Consider the following 21535-nt stretch of genomic DNA (forward strand, 5'->3'; position numbering starts at 1 on the left):
CGCGAAGCCTACCCTGTGCGGGCGCTGGACGCAAAAACGGGCCATATCAATGACATGGCCCGTTGGGGTGCTCAGCAGAGGCAGGCGTCAGTCGCGTGCCTGTCTCTGGGAGGGGGAGTGATCAGCGATCAATCCCAGCTCAGGGCACCGCCGACCTGATATTCGGTGACGCGCGTCTCGAAGAAGTTCTTCTCCTTGCGCAGGTCGATGATCTCGGACATCCACGGGAACGGGTTCTTGGCGCCCGGGAACTGTTCCTTGAGGCCCAGCTGCGCGAGGCGACGGTTGCAGATGAAGTGGAGGTATTCCTCCATGATGGCCGCGTTCATGCCCAGTACGCCGCGCGGCATGGTGTCACGCGCGTATTCGATCTCGAGCTGGGTGCCTTCCAGAATCATCTGGGTGACTTCGTCCTGGAATTCGGCGGTCCACAGGTGCGGGTTCTCGACCTTGATCTGGTTGATCACGTCGATGCCGAAGTTCAGGTGCATGGACTCGTCACGCAGGATGTACTGGAACTGCTCGGCGACGCCGGTCATCTTGTTGCGACGACCCATGGACAGGATCTGGGAGAAGCCGCAATAGAAGAAGATGCCTTCGGTGACGGCGTAGAAGCCGATCAGGTTGCGCAGGAATTCCTGGTCCGCTTCCGGTGTACCGGTGTGGAAGTCGGCACGTGCCAGCGCCTGGGTGTGCTTGAGGCTCCAGGCGGACTTGCGCGCCACGGAGTCCACTTCACGGTACATGTTGAAGACTTCGCCTTCGTCCATGCCCAGTGACTCGATGCAGTACTGGTAGGCGTGGGTGTGGATCGCCTCTTCGAAGGCCTGACGCAGCAGGTACTGGCGGCACTCCGGGTTGGTGATGTTCTTGTAGACGGCCAGCACCAGATTGTTGGCGACCAGCGAGTCTGCAGTGGAGAAGTAGCCCAGCGAGCGCATCACGATCAGGCGCTCGTCTTCGGTCAGGCCGTCCTGGCTCTTCCACAACGCGATGTCCGCGTTCATGTTCACTTCCTGCGGCATCCAGTGGTTCGCGGAGCCGTCGAGGTACTTCTGCCATGCCCAGTCGTACTTGAAGGGCACCAGCTGGTTGACGTCGGCGCGCGCATTGATCATGCGCTTCTCGTCGACCTGAATGCGCTGGGCACCCATTTCCAGTTCTTCCAGACCCTTGGCCACGTCGAGATCGTCCAGCGCCTGCTGGGCGCGGGCGATGCGCTCGGCATCGCTGATCGCGTAGCCTTCGCTGTTCTCGTTCGCGACGACAGCGTCAGCCGCCGGGGCAGCGGCGGGAGCTTCGGCCTGCGGCGCCGGTTTGGCCGTCGCCGGCTTCTCGGCAGCGGGGGCTTCGTCTTCGTGGAAATCGTCCCAGTTCAACATTCTCTATATTTCTCCGAAACGGCAAATAGGGGCCCCTTATGGGACCCCTAAAAGGGTTATGAAATTGCAGCGGCAATTATCAAGCTAAGTATCGGCCGCATTTCGATTAATAGACGTCTTGCAGCAACCATGAAATCTGGGGTCACTGTCAACGAGGAAAATACGTTCAGGCCATCTTGTCCAAAATTACATCGAAAAGTCAGGTCCATTCGCGCATTCCTCAATTATTGACAGGCCTCACAGCCCAGCTCATCGATGTTGCTGGCGGAGGGGGCACGCTGGCCGCTCTTGCCCTGCAGGAAGTCTTCGATGCCGCGCGGTTCCGGCTTGGCTTCCGGTGCCGGGGTCGGCGCGGGAGTCGGTGCCGGAGTCGGTGCATTGCCGACGGCGTTGTGCTTGCTGCGATCGACGGTGGATTTCTCCACGGCGGTCGCACCCAGAGCACGGAGGTAATAGGTGGTCTTGAGGCCACGGAACCATGCCATGCGGTAGGTCACGTCCAGCTTCTTGCCGGACACGCCCTGGATGTACAGGTTCAGGGACTGGGCCTGATCGATCCACTTCTGACGACGCGAGGCGGCTTCGACGATCCACTTCGGCTCGACTTCGAAGGCGTTGGCGTACAGCGCCTTGAGGTCTTCCGGGATGCGCTCGATCGGCTGCACGCTGCCGTCGTAGTACTTGAGGTCGTTGATCATGACCTCGTCCCACAGGCCGCGCGCCTTGAGGTCGTTGACCATGTAGGCGTTGACCACGGTGAACTCGCCAGACAGGTTCGATTTGACGAACAGGTTCTGGTAGGTCGGTTCGATGGACTGCGAGACACCACAGATGTTGGAGATCGTCGCGGTCGGCGCGATCGCCATCACGTTGGAGTTGCGCATGCCCTGGGTGCGGACCTTCTCGCGGATGTAGTCCCAGTCCTGAGTCTGGCTTTCGTCCATCTCGATGTAGTCGGCGCCACGCTCGGTCTTGAGCTTCTCGATGGAATCGATCGGCAGGATGCCCTGACTCCACAGAGAGCCGTCGAAGCTTTCGTAACGACCACGTTCGGCGGCCAGATCACTGGAAGCTTCGATGGCGTGATAGCTGACGAGTTCCATGGATTCGTCGGCGAAGGTCACGGCTTCTTCGGAGGCATAGGCGATGGACTGCGCGTAGAGCGCATCCTGGAAGCCCATGATACCGAGGCCGACCGGGCGGTGACGCATGTTGGAGCGACGCGCCTGCGGTACGGCGTAGTAGTTGATGTCGATGACGTTATCGAGCATGCGCACGGCGGTACGCACTGACTTCTTGAGCTTGTCGCCATCCAGCTTGCCGTCGATGACGTGCTGAGCCAGGTTGATCGAGCCCAGGTTGCAGACCGCGATCTCGTCCTCGGAGGTGTTGAGGGTGATCTCGGTGCACAGGTTGGACGAGTGCACGACACCGGCGTGCTGCTGCGGGCTGCGCAGGTTGCACGGGTCCTTGAAGGTGATCCACGGGTGGCCGGTCTCGAACAGCATGGAGAGCATCTTGCGCCACAGATCACGCGCCTTGACGCGCTTGAACAGCTTCAGCTGTCCCTGACGGGTCATCTCCTCGTACTGCTCGTAACGCGCCTGGAAGGCCGCGCCGTACAGGTCGTGGAGGTCCGGGCAGTCGGACGGCGAGAACAGGGTCCACTCGGTGTCATCGAAGACACGCTTCATGAAGAGATCCGGCACCCAGTTGGCGGTGTTCATGTCGTGGGTACGACGACGGTCATCACCGGTGTTCTTGCGCAGGTCGAGGAATTCCTCGACGTCCATGTGCCAGGTTTCCAGATAGGCACAGACGGCGCCCTTGCGCTTGCCACCCTGATTGACGGCAACGGCGGTGTCGTTGACGACCTTCAGGAAGGGCACGACGCCCTGGGACTTGCCGTTGGTGCCCTTGATGTAGGAGCCCAGCGCACGCACTGGCGTCCAGTCATTGCCGAGACCACCCGCCCACTTGGAGAGCATGGCGTTGTCGCGGATGGCGCCGTAGATGCCGTCGAGGGCGTCCGGCACGGTGGTCAGGTAGCAGCTGGACAGCTGGCTGCGACGAGTACCGGCGTTGAACAGCGTCGGCGTGGAAGCCATGTAGTCGAAGCTGGACAGCAGCTCGTAGAACTCGATGGCACGACCTTCGCGGTCTTCCTCGTTCAGGGACAGGCCCATGGCGACACGCATGAACATGACCTGCGGCAGCTCATAGCGCACGTCGTTCTGGTGCAGGAAGTAGCGGTCGTACAGGGTCTGCAGGCCGAGATAGGTGAACTGGTTGTCACGCGTGTGATCGATGGCCGCGCCGAGACGCTCCAGATCGAAGGTGGCCAGTTGCTCGTCCAGCTGTTCGAAGGCGATGCCGCTCTCGATGTAGGCCTTGAAGGCGACCGGGTAGTGGTCCTTCATCTCGCCGAAGGTGGCCTCGTCAGCGACCTTGAGGAAGCTCAGGGCTTCGCGGCGCAGGTTGTCCTGCAGCAGGCGAGCGGTGACGTAGGTGTAGTTCGGGTCCTTCTCGACCAGCGTACGCGCGGTCATCATCAGCGCGGTGGACACGCCATCGACCGGCACGCCGTCGTACAGATTCTTCAGGGAGTCATCGACGATCTTCTGGGCATCGACGTTGGAAAGCTCGGCGCAGGCATCGAAGACGAGGGTCTCGATACGGCCCAGATCCAGCGGACGCACGCTGCCGTCGAGGTGCGTGACGTTGATGGTCGGGTGCGGCTTGGCGATCCCTTCGCTTTGGGCGCTGCGGGCACGAGCATGCTCATCGCGGTACAGCACATAGGCACGGGCGACCTTGTGCTCGCCGGAACGCATCAGCGCCAGCTCGACCTGATCCTGGATGTCTTCGATGTGCAGGGTGCCACCGTCAGGCATACGACGCTGGAAGGCGTCGGTGATCTGGCTGGTCAGCTGCTGAACCAGGTCGCGGATGCGCGAGCTGGACTCGACCTGATCGCCTTCCACGGCGATGAACGCCTTGGAGAGAGCGACGGAGATCTTGCTGGCGTCGAAGGCCGCAACATCGCCATTGCGCTTGATGACGCGCAGGCGCTGGGGGGCAGTCACGTCGACTGTCGCCTGATCGGTGCTGAAAGTGGAATCCATGACGCCTTCCTGAATCGTCTGAAGGTGAATCGTTGCCCGTTAGGGCTCGAGGGCAATTCGTATCGGGGCGCAGGCTGGAAATTCCTGCCTGCGCCCGGGGATATTCTGTCGTCGTCAGCCTTGTCGTCGAGAAACTCGATCAGGCTCAGGCGGGGCAATCGGCGCCCGGGCTGAGCCTGATAGCGTTCATGAGACACGGTTCCAGCAGCCTTGCGTGACTGCCTTCCCATACGCTTATTCATGCTTTCGGGGCTTGACAATCGTCGCCATGATCTATGGGTGTCGACGTCGCCAAAACCCTACATATGGGGTGTGAGCTGATTTTGGACACAAGATAGTGTTGTTTGGTGGGGCGTGCAAGTGGATAACTTGTGGGTAAGGTGTGGTTGAAAATCCGGCCTTGTCGCTGGGGGATGTCAAGAGTTCAGGTGTTAAATTTTCTGCGCTCCGTCAATGCAGATGGTGCCTGCGCTGCTGGCGCGTAAACGCCCAAATTGGCGTATCATTCGTGACAAATCACCCTGAAAAGGTTACGACGTGGCACAGGAAAGTAACTGCTTGTGAGCTGCTGGCCACGTTGACCCAACGATGCGGATGGAATGCCCTTGGATACCAATGCGCAAGAACATGTATTGATTGTTGAGGATGACGAGCGTCTGGCGACACTGACGCGCGAATACCTCGAAGCCAACAACTTCCGCGTGAGCGTCGAGAATGACGGCGCGCGGGCGGTGGACCTGATCATCAGTCTGCGCCCCGACATCGTGATTCTGGACCTGATGCTGCCGGGCGAGGATGGTCTGTCCATCTGTCGTCGCGTGCGGCCTCAGTTCGCCGGGCCGATCCTGATGCTGACGGCGCGTACCGATGACATGGATCAGGTGCTGGGTCTGGAGATGGGCGCCGACGATTACGTGCCCAAGCCGGTGCAGCCGCGTGTATTGCTTGCACGCATGCGGGCCTTGCTGCGTCGCGCCGATGGCCCCGAAGTGGCCGCCGGTGAGACGCGCCTGGTGTTCAATGATCTCGAGATCGACAACGCCACCCGTGAGGCATGGTTGGCGCGCGAGCGCATCGAACTGACCAGTGCCGAGTTCGACCTGCTGTGGCTACTGTCCTCGAACGCGGGACGCGTGCTGACGCGCGAGGAAATCTTCTCTGCGCTGCGCGGCATCAAGTACGACGGCCAGGACCGCTCCATCGATGTGCGTGTCTCGCGCATCCGCCCCAAGATTGGCGATGACCCCAATCATCCTGAGCGGATCAAGACGGTGCGCAGCAAGGGATACCTGTTCGTCAAGGACCTCTAGAAGATGCGCCGGGCTCTCTCCGACAGCATCTTCCTGCGTGTCTATGTCGCCTTGCTGGTGGCATTGGTGCTCACGCTGGGCATCGCGCTGGGCGGCTTTCAGCTGACCAACATGGTCCGGCTGGAGGCCTACCAGACGCGTCTGGGCGCAGCGCCGATGCGCCTGCTGGTGAGCCAGATCGCGGCCACGCCGGAGGCTGAGCGCGGGGCCTTCCTCAATCGGACCGCCCGCCTGCTGGATGGGCGGTTGTTGCTGGCACCGGCGGCGGTCTTTGACCTCAGCTGGTGGGAGCAGCGCCGCCTTGAGGCCGGGCGGCCGCTGGTGCGGCCACATGATGACGCCGGCTGGCAGCTGCTGATGGCGGTGCCCGGCGAAGAGAGAGTGCTGGAATTCCGGTTGCTGCATCTCGCGGAGCGGCAGTTGCGCGGGTTGATGGTGTCGCTGCATGACACCCTGCAGCCCATGAATGCCGAGCAGCGCAGCGACTTGCTGGCCCAGCTGCAGCAGGCCTCCGGTCTGTCCTTCGCGCTGCTGCCGGACATTCCGCAGAATCTCGATGCGCAGCAGGCCAGTCGCCTGGAGGCCGGTCGGGTGGTGCTCAACGTGGCCAGTCACGGTCAGGCGATGGCGCTCTATGCTCGACTGGGTGACCGCGCCATGCTCAAGGTCGGGCCCATTCGCGGCTTCGAGACGACACCGCCGGCCTTGATCATTGCCATGATACTGGCGGTCATCAGTCTGCTGGGCGGCGTCATCTATCTGGTGGTGCGTTCACTGGAGGCGCGCCTGACGCGTCTGGAAAAGGCCGCGACCCGCATCGCGGGCGGCTATCTCGATACGCGGGTGCGCATCGAGTCCAATGACTTTCTCGGGCGTCTCGGCATGGCCTTCAATGGCATGGCCGAGCGGGTGCAGGGGTTGCTGGGCGCGCAGCAGGACATGATTCGGGCGGTCTCGCATGAATTGCGCACGCCGGTGGCGCGTATCCGCTTCGCGCTGCAGATGATCGAGGACATGGTCGATGATGATTTCGTCCAGCGTCAGATAAAGGGCGCAGACGGCGACATCGAGGAGCTCGACAAGCTGATCGACGAGATCCTGACCTATGCACGCCTCAACAATGCCGCCGGTATCCAGCTGGACCTCGGCATGGTGGATTGCCGCGAGATCGCGGAGCAGGTCTGCGAGACGCTGGCGCCGCTGCATCCTGAGTTGCTGCTGAGCATCGAAGGCGAGGCGCTGGAGGTCGAGGCCGAGGCACGCTATCTGCAGCGGGCGCTGCAGAATCTGGTCTCCAATGCCTGCCGGCATGCGGATTTCCGTGTACTGGTGCGCATTACCAGTGACCCGCAGGTGGTCAGGCTCGATGTCGAGGACGATGGCCCCGGCATCAATGAGGAAGATCGCAAGAAGGTCTTCAAGCCCTTCGCGCGCCTGGACGATTCGCGTACGCGTGCCTCCGGCGGCTACGGGCTGGGGCTTTCCATCGTGCAGAAGATCCTGCATTCCCACGGCGGCAGCGTGGTAGTGGACAAGGGCAGGTCGCTCAAGGGCGCGCGCTTCAGCCTGTTGCTGCCACTGACCTCCAGCCAGCTGGAACGCAAGGCGCCTGTGCCCTTGCCGCCAGTCAAGCCGCCGTCACTCCAGGACGAGCACGCCACCTGATCACGACCGTTTGAGGAATCGGCCATGCGGGAATCTTCCTTGTCACTGCATCCTGACTTGATCGGCGCGTGGCGGCTCGAGCGTTTCTGGTATGCCTGGCCGGATGGACGCGAGCTGGAGCCGCTGGGCGAGTGCAAGGGCCAGCTGCATTACATGGCCAATGGCTATATGAGCGTGCAGCTGGTGTCCTGTGAGCGTCAGCCTCTGGGAATGGCGCCGACGGATGATCAGCTGGTCGCCGCCTTTCGTGAGGGCTTTGCCTACTGTGGGCGCTGGCAGTGGGACAGTGAGCGGGAGGAGGTCTGCCATCATCTGTCGCTGGCCACGATCGCTGATTGGGATGAAGTCACCCTTGTGCGGCGCGTCACGCTCGAGGGAGACCGCCTGCTGCTGGGGACCGATGCGCCGAATCTGCAGCTGCCGGAAGGGGGATTTCTGACCTGGCTGGAGTGGCATCGCTTGGCGACTGTGTGAAGTGATTGTCGAAAAGGCTTGACGTGATCATGGGTTAGCGTGCAATGTAGCCCCTGTTGGATAGCAAGACGCACCACTCAGTCGCCTGTGCTGCTCGGTAAATCGCCTTGAGCGCCCCGAGAAGCCTCGCTGATTTGATGCATGGTTTTGCTTTGCCCACGCTCTTCGGGTAATGCCCGTTATTTCAAACATGCTAATCAGAGAGGAATTTCTCATGGCTACAGGTACAGTTAAGTGGTTCAACGACGCTAAAGGTTTTGGTTTCATCGCTCCGGCTGACGGTGGTGACGATCTGTTCGTTCACTTCTCCGAAGTCCAGGCTGATGGCTTCAAGACCCTGCAGGACGGCCAGCAGGTCTCCTTCGACGTGACCCAGGGCCAGAAAGGCCTGCAGGCAGCCAACGTCAAGGCTATCGACTGATCATCACTCATTGCGGAATGCTTTCCGCTTGAGATGATAGATGTCAAGAACCGCCCCAGCTCATGCTGGGGCGGTTCTGTTTGTGCTGAAGAAAAAGTCTTGGACGCAAGCCGTAGTGATATGGCGCGAACAAGCAGTGATCAGCATATGCACGAAAGCCCCACCACTCGATGCCTTGCGGCCTGTCGAGTGATGGGGCTTTCGTGTATCCATTCTTCGTAAGCGCTGAGGCCCGGGTATCAGGCAGGCTTCACGCCACTCAGCACCTCGAATGATGTCTCACGGGCGGTACGCAGGAAGTCGTCCATCCACGGCGTGCCGAGCAGATCTTCTCTGACGGCGGCGTAGAGTGTCGCCCAGACACCGTCGCCCAGCGACAGGCCGCGCACGTAATCGCGCGTCAGATACTCGGCCAGCGCCCAGTTGGGGAGCGCCGTGACGCCGCGGCCGCTGGCGACCAGCTGCATCATCATCACCGTCATCTCAGCGCTGCGGATCTCGCGCGGGCTCACGTTGGCCGGTTCGAGGAACTGGGTGAAGACGTCCAGGCGATCATGCTCGACTGGATAGATGATCAAGGTCTCGTCACATAGGTCCTGCGGCTCCACATGGCCCTTGATGGCCAGTGCATGCTGGCGTGCCACGGCCAGCATGACCTCATAGCGGAACAGCGGAATGTACTGGATGCCGGTCATCTCCACCGGGTTGGCGGTGATGACCAGGTCCAGCTGCTCGCGGCCCAATGCCTGCAGGGGAGCGAAGCTGTGGCCCGAGGGGATATCGACTTCAATCTCCGGCCAGTGATCGCGGAAGCGATCCACCGTCGGCATCAGCCACTGAAAACAGCTATGGCACTCGATGGCCATGTGCAGCCGGCCCTGCTCGCTACCCGCCATGCGAGCAATGTCTCGCTCAGCCATGCGGAACTGCGGCAGTACCTGCTCTGCCAGCGACAACAGGCGCTGTCCGGCGCGGGTGAACTCCACGGGGCGCGTCTTGCGGATGAACAGCGGCGCGCCCAGTCGCTCCTCGAGGTCCTTCAGCTGATGGGACAGGGCGGACTGGGTAAGGTGGACACGCTCCGCGGCTTCGACCAGCGAGCCAGCATCACGCAGGGCCAGCAGGGTACGCAGATGGCGCAATTCAAGCATGATGAATGGTGCTCATGTTGAGAGGTTGAGAGAGATACATTGTGAACGGCAAGTTGAGACAGGTCAGTTGAGACAGGTCAGTTGAGACAGGCAAGCCGAGAACGTTAAGTCGAGAACGATAAGTTGAAAGTCCTGGCGCAAGCCGCGCGCGGGTCAATCACTCCCGCGTGACTGGATCAGTGGGAGAGTGGCAGCGGGATTTTCTCCCCGCCAAGCCACCATCGTGACGCGCGGCTGCCCGAGAGTGCTCATGACACTGTCTCATATTCATGGCGATTCGCGTATCACTCGGGGCGGCGGAACACGAAGGGCGCCGGAGTCAGGCGCCAGGAGGGTGTCATGCAAGGCCGGCAGGGCACGCGCCTTGTACCCTCAGTGCATTCCCATCCCCACAAGCCCCGCTGCGCTTGATAGACTTTGGCAGGGTGCGCCAGGAAAGCCGCCGTCTCCGCCTTGAAGTCCAGCCATGCCGCAGTGTCTCATCATCAGAGTCCTGCGCTGCATCTTGTCGTCCGACATGCCCAGGGAGGGTTCATCATGTCACGTCACTGCTGTCGTCTTTTTGCCATTTCCCGTGTGTTGCCCCATAGGTGGGCCGCGAGCCTCACGCCAGGGATGATCGCTGTCGGTCGAGCGGGCTTGCGCCTGTCGCCTCTGGCGGTGCCCATGCTGCTGGCCGGATGTACCTCCCTGCCGTGGAGTCAGGATGCCGCGTCAGGGACGGATGCTGGCCAGCCGCCGCTCAAGGTGCCGGCTCCCGCACAGGGCCCGGGCCCCGTGGTGCATGAGGTGGCAAAGAAACCTGCGCCGCCCAGTGCGGAATCGCTGGGCAAGGCCGCTGCCGTGACCTTGCCCTCCAGTTTTCTGCCACCGCCCCGGGCGAGTGAGTATCAGGTGTGGCGCTGCACCCCGGCGCAGGATCTGCTGATGGCCTTCAGCGAAGGCGACTCCGAGGCGTCGCATGACTGGTTGCGCCTGTGGTCGCGGCGGCATGCCTATACCCTGGAGCGGGTCGTCAGTGCCTCGGGCGAGCGCTATCAGGCCAATGCCGGTGCATCGCCGGCCGAGAAGGCGTCTGGTGATGTGAAGGCGCTGCCCGGTGAAGAGGGGCTGGAGGTGTGGTTCAAGGGTTCCGAGGCGATGCTGCAGAATGCCCATGGCAATCTGGAATGTGTGCAGGATGATCGGCGCGTGATTCATCCGACGACGCAGAAGCCGCTGTTGGTGGCGCAGGGCAACGAGCCCGGCTGGCAGGTCAGTCTCGACAGCGAGCACAACCTGCTGACGCTGACGGCCATGCAGGGCTTGCTCGAGTTGCCGCACGAGGCGCAGGCATCCGAGCGCTCTGCAGAGGCGGAGGCTGGTGCTCGCTCGTCAGGTGTCCAGGTGGTGAAGCTGCCTTATCGGGTCGCCCGTGAGGCAAACGATAGCCGTGTGCTCAAGGCGCAACTCCCGGCTGACGGCAAGCAGGGCGAGCCATTGCAGCTGGTGGTCGCGCCGGGCGCCTGCTTCGATTCCATGCAGGGCGCGCCCTATCCACTGACGGCGACCTTGACGATTGCGGGGCAGGAATTGAAGGGCTGTGGTGAGGCGTTCCGTTATCAGTCAGCGGTCGAATAAAAGGCTGGCTGGATTTAATATTCGCTTTTTTCGAATGATATGGGCGATTTAAGTCGCTTTTCGTGTGGAATGGTTCATTTATCATGCTGTCCATGCGGATCGGGTCGAATACCGTCGACAGGATCGCGCCTCACTTTCATGGAGACCCTCCACATGTCAAAAGCTTCGCTCAATGTCCTGCTGGTGTCTGCTTCCCTGTTCGCCGACAAGGGCAATTCACGTGCGCTGGCCTCATCCTTCGTCAGTGCGCTCGAGGCCTCCGGGCAGCCATTTCAGCTGACGCATCATGATCTGGTCGAGCGTGACCTGCCGCATCTCGATGGCGCGGAAATGCAGGCCTGGATGACGCCGGCGGATGAGCGTAGCGCCGAGCAACGCAAGCTCGCCGCACTGTCCGATGGCTTTCTGGCCGAGCTGAGAGCGGCAGACCTGCTGGTCGTTGCGGCACCGCTCTACAATCTGGGCTTGCCGACGCAGATGAAGGCGTGGTTCGACCGGGTGCTGCGTGCCGGAGAGACCTTCCGCTATACCGAGAAAGGGCCGGTGGGCCTGCTGGAAGGCAAGCAGGCGCTGGTACTGGCGGCGCGTGGCGGCATGTACGCGGGCACTGAAATGGACTCCCAGACACCGCATCTGAAATCCATGCTCGGGCTGATGGGCATCACGGATCAGCACTTCGTGTATGCCGAAGGCCTCAGCATGGGCGATGAGTCCAGGGCCGCCTCGCTGGCCGAGGCCAAGGCAGCCATCGCCAATCAGGTGGAAGCCCTGCAGTTCCGCTGAGAGAAGTGAAAACACGAACGCCATCGCCGCCCCTTGTCCGGGCGGCGATGGCGTTCGTGTTTGTGGAGAACCAAAGGGAGGCGCTGGCGTCGGTCAGTCGCTGGTGCAGATCAGTCGCGGGAGTCGAGCACTTCCAGCGCTCCCTTGAGGCGCGCATGCAGTTCTTCCAGCGGCGGCTGGGTGCCGCCTTGCGGCCAGCCCGCCGTCAACACCACGCCATCGGCACCATATTCGCTGGCATCCACCGGCACATCGTAGCCGCTCAACCAGTGGCGAACATCGGCCTCATGGGCGAAGCCGACTTTCAGACGCCTGGGCGTGCGCGGCGTGAAGGTCGTGGTGGGCAGGTGCTCGAGCGCCTCGAGCACCGCGCGGCTGTATGCCCGCGCCAGGCCGCCGGTGCCCAGCTTGATGCCGCCGAAGTAGCGGATCACCACGCAGGCCACCTGGCCGACGCCACTGCCTTCGAGCACCTGATACATCGGCCTGCCAGCAGTGCCGCCCGGCTCGCCATCATCGGAGAAGCCGATGGCATTCTGCTCATTGGGTGCCCCAGCGATGAACGCCGTGCAGTGATGGCGTGCGTTGGGGTGGGCGAGATGCGCCTGAGCCAGCAGCCGCGTCATGCCTTCTGGCGTCGGGGCATGGGCCAGCCAGGCGATGAAGCGGCTCTTCTCGATCTCGATGCTGTGTTCATGGTGCGCCTCGGGCGCCAGTGCCGGTATCAGATAGGTCATGGCACCATCTTACCAAAGCGTCGCCCTCAGTGAGTGACGGCATTGCCGCGCACCACGCCCATCACCATGCCCAGCACTTCGATATCGGCATTCTTGAGATAGATGGGGGCCATGCTGTCGTTGGCCGGTTGCAGGCGCACGCCGGTCTTCTCGATATACAGCTTCTTCAGCGTCACTTCCTGCTGATTGATCATCACCACGGCGGTCTCGCCATTCTCGGCGCTTTCGCTGCGTTCGATGATGATGATGTCGCCATCATGGATATTGCAGTTGATCATCGAATGGCCGCGCACGCGCAAGGCGTAGGTATTGCGGCGCACCATGCGCGTCGGCACGGCAACCGTACCGCAGTCGGCGATGGCTTCGATGGGCATGCCGGCGGTGATGTTGCCGAGCAGCGGGATATCCATCATGTCGCTGGCGGTGATTTCCTGCCAGGCCTGGTCATTGAGCGGCAGGTTGTGAAGACGCTGAAGGTAGTGCGGAGCGTGAAGACGTGACATGAGCTATCCCCTGATGCCGTGCGGTCGGCGCGGATGGTGCGTCGGCCTGCGGTGCAGCGTGGAGGGTCGTCAGGCTGAGTTCATCTGTCGCCTGCTAGGCTCCGCGAACATGCTGGCAACGCGTTGAGCCGACCCGATCAGTCTGTGCCTGCACTCGGCAGGCGTGTGATGAAGGTACTGTATGGATACTGTTTTTGTATACAGTGTCTGCATCATAGCAAGCTCTCGCGAAGTGGCAAGAGGTGAGCGGATCGACTGGCGCCAATCCAGCGAAAGTGTGTCGTATGAATGTGCACCACATGTCGCTGATATATTTCTCGAGTGCTTGACTGCCCGTCATGGCGGGGCTGCGAGGTCAGGCGATCGGCTGCTCGGTGGTCAGTGTCGACCTCAGCTCGTAGAATGGCTCGCAGTGACCCCACGGGGTCAGCCCTTGATGTCGCACTCCGCGACGGCTCAGCCGCGAGAATCCGGGATGCCCAGCCAGTCTGCCAGCGATGAAGTCTGTAGCGCGCCGCCTCTGTTGGCGGTCGTGGCGCTCGGCTGTGAGCGTGATGAGCGGTGGCTGTTCGAGGGGCTGGATCTTTCGCTGCATGCGGGAGAGATCCTGCAGGTCGAGGGCCCCAATGGCAGTGGCAAGACGACCCTGCTCAAGATTCTGTCCGGTCAGTTCCATGACTACGAGGGCGAGGTGCTGTGGCGCGGCCAGCCCACCTCGCGGGTGCGTGACGACTTTCTGGGCTCACTGCTCTATCTGGGTCACCAGCCCGGCATCAAGGGCACCCTTACCGCATTGGAAAACCTTGCCTGGTATCAGGCGCTTGGCGGTCAACCGCAGGCGAAGGCAGAGGCCCGCCGCGAGCTCGCCTGGGCAGCGCTGGACGCCGTGGGGCTGGCCGGTTTCGAGGATGTGCCTGCCCAGCAGCTGTCCGCCGGTCAGCAGCGACGTATCGCGCTGGCGCGGCTGCATCTGACGCCACGCCGGCTGTGGGTGCTCGATGAGCCCTTTACCGCCATCGATCGTGACGGCGTTCAGGCGCTGGAGGCATTGCTGCTGGCTCACGCCCAGCGTGGGGGCAGCGTGGTGATGACGACTCATCATCGCTTCTCACAGGCCTCGCGCTTGCGCCGCCTGTGCCTGGGCGCGAAGGAAGGGGAGAAGGCCGGACAGGGATCGGAGCAGGGGCTAGAACAGGGTTCAGAGCAGGGCGTGGGCGGGAAAGACACAGCCTCGACACAAGGCGCCTCGGCATGAACCATGAGCTGCTGACGGCACTGCCCGAGGCCCCGCCCACCAGTTCGCTGGCCGGGGCCTTCAAGGCGACCCTCGCGCGCGACCTGCGTCAGGCGCTGCGCCGACGCAGTGAGCTGATCAATCCACTGGTGTTCTTCGCCCTGGTGATCACGCTGTTCCCGCTGGGCATCTCACCGGACAAGGCGCTGCTGGCGACGCTGGCGCCGGGCCTGCTGTGGGTGGCGGCATTGCTGGCGACGCTGCTGTCACTGGACGGTCTGTTCCGGCAGGATCTGGAGGACGGCAGCCTCGAGCAACTGTTGCTGACGCCGCAGCCATTGCCGTTGCTGGTGCTGGCCAAGGTGGCGGGCCACTGGCTGCTGACCGGCCTGCCGCTGGCGCTGATGGCACCCTTGCTGGGCGTGATGCTGGGGCTGCCGAGCGGCGCCTTTGGCGTGTTGATCGCCTCGCTGGCGCTGGGCAGCATGAGCCTGTCATTGATCGGCGCGATCGGTGCGGCGCTCACGGTGGGGCTGCGGCGCGGCGGAGTGCTGCTCTCGCTGATCATCCTGCCGCTGTACATTCCGGTGCTGATCTTCGGCGCCGGCGCCGTACAGAGCGCCGTCAACGGCATGCCCAGCCTGGCCCATCTGGCCATTCTGGGCGCGATGCTGGCGCTGGCCCTGCTGCTGGCACCGCTCGCCATCGCCGCCGGACTCAGGCTGAGCATCAATGGCTAGCCCGATCAAGAACTGCATGACGCTGCCCGAGCATTCTCGGGCATTCGCAAGGCTCTTCATTGCCCCTGACAAGAGGCCCGTGTGACCGCCGACTCCGACTCTCCTCAAGCGCCTGCCCGCAAGGTTCGCCCCCGCAAGGGCGGGCTATGGCCGTGGCTGCATCGCATGGGCGCACCGGCGACCTTCTTCGCGGCCAGCCAGCGCTGGCTGCCATGGTTCTGGGCCCTGGCCATCATCGCGCTGGTGGCCGGCAGTGTCTGGGGGCTGGCCTTCGCGCCCGCCGACTACCAGCAGGGCAACAGCTTCCGCATCATCTATGTGCATGTGCCGGCGGCGATTCTCGCCCAGTCGTGCTTCATGCTGCTGGCGGTGTGCGCGCTCATCTTCCTGGTGTGGAAGATCAAGCTGGCGGACATGGTCGCCACGGCCGCCGCGCCCGTCGGTGCGCTGATGACGGCGCTGGCGCTGTTTTCCGGCTCGGTGTGGGGCATTCCCACCTGGGGCACCTGGTGGATCTGGGATGCCCGGCTGACCTCGATGCTGATCCAGCTGTTCCTGTATCTGGGCGTGATCGTGCTGCGTGGCTCCTTCGCCAGCCGTGACAGCGGTTCGCGCGCGGCCTCGATCCTGGCGCTGGTCGGCATGGTCAACATCCCGATCATCAAGTATTCGGTGGACTGGTGGAGCACACTGCATCAACCGGCCACCTTCACGCTCAGCGAAGCGCCGCCGATGCCGGCCAGCATGTGGATCCCCTTGCTGATGATGGTGATCGGCTTCTACGCCCTGTTCGGCGCGCTGGTGCTGATGCGCACGCGGGTCGAGTTGCTGAGACGCGAGAGTCGCAAGCAGTGGGTGCGTGATCTGCTGAGTCCATCTGCGCATGCGCACCCCGACGCGGCGGTAGTCGCGACAGAAGGGGACAAGCCATGAACCTGCCGGGCATCGCCTTCTCGAGTGTCAGCGAGTTCTTCGCCATGGGCGGCCATGCGCTGTATGTGTGGTCGGCCTGGGGGCTGACGGCGGCGTGTCTGGTGGGGCTGGTGATCGCCACGCGGTTGTCGCGTCGCGCGCTGGAGGCGGATATCCGTCGCCGCCTGCGCCGTGACGCTTCCCGTCATTCTTCGCACCCTGCTTCACACCGCGCTTCGCATCGTTCGTCACATCAGGCTTCGCGCCACACCTCTCGTGATTGAACCTGTTTTCTCCCTCCCGCGGCGGTTGTCCCGCTGACCGCGAGAGGCTTGACCGTCCCTTGCCCTGATCGAGCCCTGACCATGACTCCCAAACGCAAGCAGCGCCTGTATATCGTCACGGCCATCGTGCTGCTGGCCGCCCTCGCGGTGGGCCTGACCCTCTATGCCCTGCGCGCCAACATCAACGCCTTCTATACCCCGACGCAGATCGCCACCGGCGAAGCGCCCCAGGGGCGGCAGATCCGTGCGGGCGGCATGGTGCGTGATGGCAGTGTCAGGCGCGACAACGAGACGCTGGATGCCATCTTCACCGTCACGGATTTCGATCATGACGTGACGGTGCATTATCAGGGCATCCTGCCGGACCTGTTCCGTGAAGGGCAGGGCGTGGTGGTGATGGGCACCTTCGATGGTGAGTATCTCGAGGCCAGCGAGGTGCTGGCCAAGCATGACGAGAAGTACATGCCGCCGGAGGTGACCGATGCACTCAAGGCCTCCGGGCGTGATGTGTCTGGTAACAGGACGGGCAACCTGACCAGCGACAGCAGCGCAGCCAAGGCCGCGCTCGATCCGCAGGAGACCCCGTGATGGTGACGCAACTGTTGCCGGAAATCGGCCACTTCGCGCTGATTCTGGGCGCCTGTCTGGCCTGTGTGCAGGCGGTCGTACCGCTGGCGGGGGCCAGTACGCGCCGTCCGCTGTGGATGAGCTTCGCCCAGCCGATGGCCTGGGGGCAGTTCCTGTTCGTGCTGATCGCCTATGCCTGCCTGACCGCGAGCTTCCTGCTGGATGATTTCAGCGTCACCTACATCGCCAACAACTCAAACAGTCAGCTGCCGTGGTACTTCAAGTTCAGCGCCGTGTGGGGCAGCCATGAGGGCTCGGTGCTGCTGTGGAGCCTGATACTGGCCGGCTGGGGCTTTGCCGTCTCGCTGGGCGCGCGCCATCTGCCGCGCGACATGCTGGCACGGGTGCTGGGCATCATGGGGCTGATCTCCACCGGCTTCATGGCCTTCGTGCTGCTGACCTCCAATCCCTTCGCACGCCTGCTGCCGGACATGCCGGCTGACGGCGCGGACCTCAATCCGCTGCTGCAGGACATCGGGCTGATCATCCATCCGCCGATGCTCTACATGGGCTATGTGGGCTTCTCGGTGGCGTTCGCATTCGCGATGGCGGCACTGATGGGCGGGCGTCTCGATGCCGCCTGGGCACGCTGGGCGCGCCCCTGGACCAACATCGCCTGGGCCTTCCTCACCGTCGGCATCGCGCTGGGCAGCTGGTGGGCCTACTACGAGCTCGGCTGGGGCGGCTGGTGGTTCTGGGACCCGGTGGAGAATGCCTCCTTGATGCCGTGGCTGGCCGGTACCGCCCTGATCCACTCGCTGGCGGTCACCGAGAAGCGCGGCGCCTTCAAGAGCTGGACGGTGCTGCTGTCGATCTTCGCCTTCTCGCTGTCACTGCTGGGCACCTTCCTGGTGCGCTCCGGCGTGCTGACCTCGGTGCACGCCTTCGCCAGCGACCCCGATCGCGGGCTGTTCATTCTGGTGCTGCTCGGCATTACCGTCGGTGGCTCGCTGCTGCTGTTCGCGCTGCGCGCGCCGCGCGTGCGTTCGACGCTGGGCTTTCACTGGTTGTCGCGGGATGCCTTCCTGCTGGTCAACAATCTCGTACTGCTGGTGATGATGGTCACCGTGCTGCTGGGCACCCTCTATCCTCTGGTGCTGGATTCGCTGGGGCTGGGCAAGATCTCGGTGGGCCCGCCGTACTTCAATGCGCTGTTCGTGCCGCTGACCACGCTGCTGTGTGCCTTCATGGGCCTCGGGCCGGCCTCGCGCTGGAAGCAGATGCCGGGCCGCGAGCTTATGCGTCGTCTGGCGCTGGCCGGCTGCGCGGCACTCGTCATCGGCGGCCTGCTGCCACTGACGCTGGATATCGAGTGGAGCTTCTCGGTGGCGCTCGGACTGGTCATCGCGCTGTGGGTGGTGCTGCCGCTGCTGCGCGACCTGTGGGACAAGAGTGCCTCTAAGGCGGGTCGCTGGGCGGGGCTCAAGCGCCTCACACCCAGCTACTGGGGCATGCAGCTGGCGCATCTGGGGCTGGCGGTGACCATCGTCGGCGTGACGCTGGTCTCCAATGCCGAGGTCGCCGAGAACGTGCGCATGGTGCAGGGCAAGGAAGTCAGCGTGGGCGGCTATCAGTTCCGCATGACAGAGCTTGGTGAATATCGCGGCCCCAACTACCTGTCGGACCGCGCCACGGTGGAGGTCAGCCGTGATGGCAAGGCGGTGACGACACTGCATCCCGAGAAGCGACTGTTCCTGGCCAGCGGCATGCCGATGACCGAGACCGCGCTCGATGCCGGCTTCACGCGTGACCTCTACGTCGCCATGGGCGAGAAGCTGGATGACGACAGCTGGGCGGTACGCATCCAGGTCAAACCCTTCGTGCGCTGGCTGTGGCTGGGCGCCCTGTTGATGGGGGCGGGCGGCGTGATCGCCGTGCTGGATCGCCGTTATCGCCGCCGTGTCGAGGCCAGTATGGCCTCTGACACCCGCTCCCTCGCCACGCAGGAGGCTCGCCCATGAATATTCGTCGTCTGGTGCTGTTCGTGCCGCTGGTGGTCGTGGTGGGGCTGGGCGCCTTCCTCTACCAGCGCCTCGATGATGACCCCTATGCACGGGACTCCGCGCTGCTGTCGCGGCCCTTCCCCGAATTCTCGCTCAGCACCTTGAGTGATCCGCAGGCGCGCCTCGATGCCTCGCTGTTCAAGGGGCAGGTCAGCCTCGTCAACGTCTGGGGCGAGTGGTGCCCGACCTGCAAGCACGAGATGCCGCAGCTGCTGGATCTCGCCAGCCGCGGCGTGCACATGGTCGGTGTCGACTACAAGGACACCCGCGCCAAGGGCCGCCAGTTCCTGGAGGAATTCGGCAACCCGTTCAGCGTCAATCTGTTCGACCCCGACGGCACGCTGGGCTTTGATCTTGGCGTCTATGGGGCACCGGAAACCTTCCTGGTCGATGCCGAGGGCGTGATCCGCTATCACCACACCGGCTACATCCGCCCCGAAGATGTCCGCGACGTCATCCTGCCGACGCTGGAACGCATTGCAGAGCCCGCGACTGACGCCGCCAGCACGCCCGATGAGGAGGCCAGCTCATGAAAACCGTGCTCAGGAGTTTCGCCATCCCGCTGGTGCAGGCGCTGGTGGTGCTGATGTTTCTTGCCTGGCTGTCTGCCGGCAAGGCGCAGGCCGCCATCGAGATGCATCAGTTCGACAACCCGGTGCTGCAGAAGCGCTACGACAGCCTGACCGCCGCACTGCGCTGCCCCAAGTGTCAGAACCAGGCGATCGGTGACTCGGACTCCCCCATCGCCGGTGACATGCGCCAGAACGTGGCGGACCTGCTCAAGGACGGCCGCAGCGACAGCGAGATCCAGAATTTCATGGTCGCGCGCTTCGGCGAGTACGTGCTCTACAACCCGCGCCTCGATGGGCGCACCTGGCTGCTGTGGGGCGGTCCCGCTGTCCTGATTCTGCTCGGCTTGCTGGTCGTGACCCTGATCGTGCGCGCCCGGCGGCGTGCGCGAGTGCGTGCGCTGGATGATGATGAGCAGGCGCGCCTGTCGGCACTGCTTGCCACGCACCGCCAGTCCAGCGATGAGCAGCCCGGCGCTGGGCAACACACTGCCAAGGAGCGCTCATGATCCTGTTATGGCTGGCGATTGCCGTGCTGTTGATTCCCGCCGGCTGGCTGCTATTGCTGCCGTTGCGGCGGGCGCGTCGCGTGCATGCCGATCAGCAGGCGTTCGAGGACAACGACAGCCTCGGCGCCGAGAACGTGCGTGTCTATCGGCGTCGACTGGCATCGCTGGAGCGCGGCCATGCGCGCGGCGAGCTGGATGACACGGCGCTGGCGGAAGGGCGGGTCGAGCTGGAACGCAGCCTGCTGGAAGACGCCGAATCCCTCAAGCGCTCCCCGCTCCAGGCGGCCAGCAGCGGGCGCGTGCTGGTGCCCGTGTTGCTGGTGGCGATGGTGGCGGGCTCGCTCTACTGGTATCAGCGCGAAGGCGCGAGCGGGGACCTGGCGCTGGCGCAGGCGATTGCCGCCACGCCGATCCACGATGCTGCCAGCTTTGAGGCGCGCATCGCCCGGCTGCGCGCCGAGGCCGAGGCCCAGCCCGACAACGCCAAGGTGTGGATGGCGCTGTTCCCGCTCTACCGCGATGCCGGACGTCTCGATGAGGCCATGCAGTCGCTCGAGGCGTTGATCGCGCTCGAGGGTCGCGTGCCTGCGCTGATCGCGCAGCTGGCGCAGCTCAAGTTCTTCGCCGCCCAACGCACCCTGACTGATGAGGTCCAGGCACTGGTCGATGAAGTGCTGGCGGCCGATCCGCGTCAGCCGACGGTACTCGGCCTGCTCGGGATCGAGGCCTTCGATCATGCCCGCTATTCCGAGGCCATCGATTACTGGCGCAAGGCGATTGCCGGCTTCGAGAATCCCGATGCCGCCAAGGCGCTGCGCGAAGGCATCAAGGCCGCACGCCAGCGCATGGCCAGTGCCGGTGATGTCGATGCCTCGGTCGCCCTGGCCAACTCGGTCGCGCCAGACCAAGGCTCGGCGGCTCAGAGCACTGCGGCTGATCAGGACAGCAAGGAGGGCGCCGCACGTCTGACGCTCAAGGTGTCACTGGACCCGGCGCTCGAGGCGCAGCTGGCGGCGCTGCCGGTCAGCGCCGAAGCGGCGACCCTGTTCATCGTGGCGCGCGATGGCGAAGGCAAGCTGCCGCCGCTGGCAGTGGTGCGCACCACCGCGGACAAGCTGCCGCTGACGCTCACTCTGTCGGACGACAACGCCATGGCCCCGATGGCGCGGCTCTCGATGGCCGAGCGCGTCACGCTCGTGGCGCGTATCTCTGCCTCTGGGCAGCCGACTGCCCAGCCGGGGGATCTCGAAGGCAAGCTCGAGAATGTCATCGTCACCCGCAGTGCCGATGACGATGACGAGAAGGGCACTGATGCGACACAGGCGCCGCTGGCACTGCGCATCGATCACCGCGTCACTCAGTAAGTCGCGATTGGCCCCTGGCCCGCGCGATGACGGCTTCGTTTGTCATTGCGCCGGTTGGGGCCATCGCTGCTTTTGGGTAGACTGCGCGCTGGTTTTTCGAAAATACCCTCGATGACCGGCTG

The 21535-nt window shown here is 63.5% G+C and carries 20 protein-coding genes; 15 read left to right on the forward strand and 5 right to left on the reverse strand.

From position 1 onward, the window contains the following. Window positions 1–128: 128 nt before the first annotated feature. A complete protein-coding gene (locus R2R70_RS16170; RefSeq protein ID WP_054555289.1) occupies window positions 129–1382 on the reverse strand; it encodes a ribonucleotide-diphosphate reductase subunit beta in 1254 nt (417 codons plus the stop codon). A 224-nt stretch (window positions 1383–1606) separates the two neighbouring features. After that, window positions 1607–4507, reverse strand: coding sequence for a ribonucleoside-diphosphate reductase subunit alpha (locus R2R70_RS16175; protein ID WP_410978497.1), 2901 nt, complete (start codon window positions 4505–4507; stop codon window positions 1607–1609). A 599-nt stretch (window positions 4508–5106) separates the two neighbouring features. On the opposite strand from R2R70_RS16175, the gene R2R70_RS16180 reads away from it, so the two are divergent. The 4 genes from R2R70_RS16180 (at window position 5107) to R2R70_RS16195 (ending at window position 8377) form a co-directional block, all read left to right on the forward strand. Beyond that, window positions 5107–5817 carry a response regulator gene (locus R2R70_RS16180; protein WP_043334706.1) on the forward strand — a complete coding sequence of 237 codons (711 nt, stop codon included), beginning with the start codon at window positions 5107–5109 and terminating at the stop codon, window positions 5815–5817. A gap of 3 nt (window positions 5818–5820) precedes the next feature. Further along, window positions 5821–7482 (forward strand): ATP-binding protein, encoded by a 1662-nt coding sequence (locus R2R70_RS16185; RefSeq protein ID WP_410978498.1) that lies wholly within the window; start codon window positions 5821–5823, stop codon window positions 7480–7482. 24 nt (window positions 7483–7506) lie between these two features. Continuing rightward, window positions 7507–7956 carry a lipocalin-like domain-containing protein gene (locus tag R2R70_RS16190; protein ID WP_043333697.1) on the forward strand — a complete coding sequence of 150 codons (450 nt, stop codon included), beginning with the start codon at window positions 7507–7509 and terminating at the stop codon, window positions 7954–7956. Between the two features lie 214 nt (window positions 7957–8170). Then, window positions 8171–8377 (forward strand): cold-shock protein, encoded by a 207-nt coding sequence (locus tag R2R70_RS16195; protein ID WP_043333698.1) that lies wholly within the window; start codon window positions 8171–8173, stop codon window positions 8375–8377. 239 nt (window positions 8378–8616) lie between these two features. On the opposite strand, the gene R2R70_RS16200 is transcribed toward R2R70_RS16195, so the two are convergent. Then, a complete protein-coding gene (locus R2R70_RS16200) occupies window positions 8617–9528 on the reverse strand; it encodes a LysR family transcriptional regulator (RefSeq protein ID WP_054555293.1) in 912 nt (303 codons plus the stop codon). 639 nt (window positions 9529–10167) lie between these two features. Between R2R70_RS16200 and R2R70_RS16205 the strand changes: the two genes are divergently transcribed. Next, window positions 10168–11148: an MliC family protein gene (locus tag R2R70_RS16205; RefSeq protein ID WP_410978499.1), complete on the forward strand. Its 981-nt coding sequence runs from the start codon at window positions 10168–10170 to the stop codon at window positions 11146–11148. 153 nt (window positions 11149–11301) lie between these two features. Beyond that, window positions 11302–11931 carry an FMN-dependent NADH-azoreductase gene (locus tag R2R70_RS16210; RefSeq protein ID WP_107335599.1) on the forward strand — a complete coding sequence of 210 codons (630 nt, stop codon included), beginning with the start codon at window positions 11302–11304 and terminating at the stop codon, window positions 11929–11931. A gap of 110 nt (window positions 11932–12041) precedes the next feature. Here the strand turns inward: R2R70_RS16210 and R2R70_RS16215 are convergent, their stop codons facing one another. Both R2R70_RS16215 and R2R70_RS16220 read right to left on the reverse strand, forming a co-directional pair. Next, the gene (locus R2R70_RS16215; RefSeq protein ID WP_054555296.1) at window positions 12042–12668 is read right to left on the reverse strand and encodes an IMPACT family protein; all 627 of its coding nucleotides are present in this window, start codon (window positions 12666–12668) and stop codon (window positions 12042–12044) included. 26 nt (window positions 12669–12694) lie between these two features. Next, the gene (locus R2R70_RS16220; protein ID WP_043333703.1) at window positions 12695–13171 is read right to left on the reverse strand and encodes a LexA family protein; all 477 of its coding nucleotides are present in this window, start codon (window positions 13169–13171) and stop codon (window positions 12695–12697) included. Between the two features lie 475 nt (window positions 13172–13646). Here R2R70_RS16220 and ccmA point away from each other — a divergent pair, with 475 nt between their 5' ends. From ccmA to ccmI, 9 genes are all read left to right on the forward strand, one after another. Then, window positions 13647–14426 (forward strand): cytochrome c biogenesis heme-transporting ATPase CcmA, encoded by a 780-nt coding sequence (ccmA, locus tag R2R70_RS16225; protein WP_131431223.1) that lies wholly within the window; start codon window positions 13647–13649, stop codon window positions 14424–14426. After that, window positions 14423–15145: a heme exporter protein CcmB gene (gene ccmB / locus R2R70_RS16230; protein WP_043333704.1), complete on the forward strand. Its 723-nt coding sequence runs from the start codon at window positions 14423–14425 to the stop codon at window positions 15143–15145. The genes ccmA and ccmB overlap by 4 nt, the downstream gene beginning before the upstream one ends. 165 nt (window positions 15146–15310) lie before the next feature. Beyond that, complete coding sequence (locus tag R2R70_RS16235; RefSeq protein ID WP_303569568.1) at window positions 15311–16078, forward strand: heme ABC transporter permease; 768 nt, start codon at window positions 15311–15313, stop codon at window positions 16076–16078. Further along, the gene (gene ccmD / locus R2R70_RS16240) at window positions 16075–16341 is read left to right on the forward strand and encodes a heme exporter protein CcmD (protein ID WP_286173649.1); all 267 of its coding nucleotides are present in this window, start codon (window positions 16075–16077) and stop codon (window positions 16339–16341) included. The genes R2R70_RS16235 and ccmD overlap by 4 nt, the downstream gene beginning before the upstream one ends. Window positions 16342–16422: 81 nt before the next feature. Further along, window positions 16423–16929 carry a cytochrome c maturation protein CcmE gene (ccmE, locus tag R2R70_RS16245; protein WP_131431224.1) on the forward strand — a complete coding sequence of 169 codons (507 nt, stop codon included), beginning with the start codon at window positions 16423–16425 and terminating at the stop codon, window positions 16927–16929. Beyond that, window positions 16929–18929 carry a heme lyase CcmF/NrfE family subunit gene (locus tag R2R70_RS16250; protein ID WP_410978515.1) on the forward strand — a complete coding sequence of 667 codons (2001 nt, stop codon included), beginning with the start codon at window positions 16929–16931 and terminating at the stop codon, window positions 18927–18929. The genes ccmE and R2R70_RS16250 overlap by 1 nt, the downstream gene beginning before the upstream one ends. Beyond that, window positions 18926–19504: a DsbE family thiol:disulfide interchange protein gene (locus tag R2R70_RS16255; protein WP_410978500.1), complete on the forward strand. Its 579-nt coding sequence runs from the start codon at window positions 18926–18928 to the stop codon at window positions 19502–19504. The genes R2R70_RS16250 and R2R70_RS16255 overlap by 4 nt, the downstream gene beginning before the upstream one ends. Next, window positions 19501–20049, forward strand: a complete 549-nt coding sequence (locus tag R2R70_RS16260; RefSeq protein ID WP_410978501.1) for a cytochrome c-type biogenesis protein CcmH — start codon at window positions 19501–19503, stop codon at window positions 20047–20049. The genes R2R70_RS16255 and R2R70_RS16260 overlap by 4 nt, the downstream gene beginning before the upstream one ends. Then, a complete protein-coding gene (gene ccmI / locus R2R70_RS16265; protein WP_410978502.1) occupies window positions 20046–21413 on the forward strand; it encodes a c-type cytochrome biogenesis protein CcmI in 1368 nt (455 codons plus the stop codon). The genes R2R70_RS16260 and ccmI overlap by 4 nt, the downstream gene beginning before the upstream one ends. The last annotated feature ends 122 nt before the right edge of the window (window positions 21414–21535 follow it).

The organism is Cobetia sp. SIMBA_158, assembly GCF_046566945.1.
GTDB classification, from domain to species: Bacteria; Pseudomonadota; Gammaproteobacteria; order Pseudomonadales; family Halomonadaceae; genus Cobetia; species Cobetia amphilecti.